This window comes from Falsiroseomonas sp. (genome assembly GCF_030695085.1).
GTDB lineage: Bacteria > Pseudomonadota > Alphaproteobacteria > Acetobacterales > Acetobacteraceae > Falsiroseomonas.
Map to the genome: position 1 here is coordinate 1 of NZ_JAUYTS010000193.1, position 1,682 is coordinate 1,682.

Sequence of the window (1,682 nt, forward strand, 5' to 3'; positions counted from 1 at the left end):
CGTCTGCTGCGCCGAGTGGAGGCTTTCGGCTTTCACCTTGCCACGCTGGATCAGCGCCAGGACTCGCGCGTGCATGACGCCGCGCTGGCCGTACTGCTGGCGGATCCAGATTGGCCCGAGCGTGCGGGGCCGGAGCGCGCGAAGCGACTGGGTGCGCTCTTGAGCGACACGCTCGGCGTGCGCAACTCGGACGATGACGTCACCCAGCGTGTGCTGGATGTGTTCGCAAAACTCGCCGAGCTGCGGCCGCGCTATGGTGCTGAAGCCTTCGGCCCCTACATCGTCAGCATGAGCCGCAGCGCGGCCGATGCACTCGCAGTGCTGGCGCTGGCGCGCATGGGCGGGCATGCCGATGCGCAGGGCCAGGTGCCGCTGGATGTAGCGCCGCTGTTCGAGACGGTCGACGATCTTGCCGCCGCGCCCGAGGTGGTCGCGGCGCTGCTGGACGACCCGATCTACCGCGCCCATGTCGCTGCGCGCGGCGAGCGCCAGGTGGTGATGCTGGGCTATTCCGACAGCGCCAAGGACGCCGGGCTCGCCGCCTCGCGCTGGGCGATCCAGCGCGCCCAGATCGCGCTGTGCGCCCTCGGCGCGGAGCGTGGCGTGCGCATCCTGTTTTTCCATGGTCGCGGCGGTTCGGCCAGCCGCGGCGGCAGCAAGACCGAGCGCGCGGTGATCGCAGCACCGCGCGGCAGCGTCGACGGCTACCTGCGCCTGACCGAGCAGGGCGAGGTCATCCATCGCAAGTACGGCATCCGCGCGCTGGCCCTGCGCAATCTTGAGCAGACTGCCGGTGCGGTGCTGCGTGCGACCGCGCGACCGCGACCGCCGGAGCCGCGCGAACCGGTCTGGCGCGAGACCATGGCCTTGATCGCGAACGAATCGCGGCGGGTCTACCGCGCCTTCGTGCATGAAGACCCCGCCTTCGTGCCCTATTTCCGCGAGGCCACGCCGATCGATGTGATCGAGCGCCTGAAGCTGGGCACGCGTCCCGCCAAGCGGGCCGCTGGCGGGCAGGCCGGGGTGGAGTCGCTGCGTGCGATTCCCTGGGTGTTTGCATGGTCGCAGAACCGCTGCAACCTGACCGGCTGGTATGGCGTGGGCAGCGGACTGGCGGCGGCGATCGAGGCCAAGGGCGTCGAAGCCATGGCGGAGATGGCGCGCGACTGGCCCTTCTTCGCGACCCTGGTCGACGATGTCGAGATGGTGTTGGCGAAAACCGAGCTCGACATCTTCGCGCGCTACTCGCAGCTGGCCGGCGAGGCCGCGCATGCGGCGCTGTTCCCCCGTATCGAAGCAGAGTTCCAGCGGACCTGCGAAGCAGTGCTTGCCCTGAAGACTGCGCAGGAGCTGCTGGCGGGAGACCGTCGTCTGCGGCTGTCGATCCGGCTGCGCAATCCTTACGTCGATCCGATCAGCCTGCTGCAGGTCGACCTGCTGCGGCGCTGGCGCAGTGCGGGTCGGCCTGAGGATGGGTTGCTGCATGCGCTGGTGGCGACGGTCAACGGCATCGCCGCCGGCGTGCAGAACACCGGCTGAGCCCACGATCTGCGCCCTCTGCGCAGGAAACTACCGCGCCAGCAGTGCGCAGCTTCGTAGGGCGGGTCTTGACCCGCCGCCACCGCATTCCCTGCGATGCCGCCGCGGGTTGACGCGGCTCAAAGCCCGTGCAGCGCCTGCTG

The 1,682-nt window shown here is 69.7% G+C and carries 1 protein-coding gene; it reads left to right on the forward strand.

Annotation, left to right across the window (positions count from 1 at the left end; translation table 11 throughout):
- A partial coding sequence (locus tag Q8S40_RS20550) for a phosphoenolpyruvate carboxylase (RefSeq protein ID WP_305671893.1) occupies nucleotides 1–1,539 on the forward strand: 1,539 nt, incomplete at its 5' end.
- Nucleotides 1,540–1,682 lie beyond the last annotated feature (143 nt).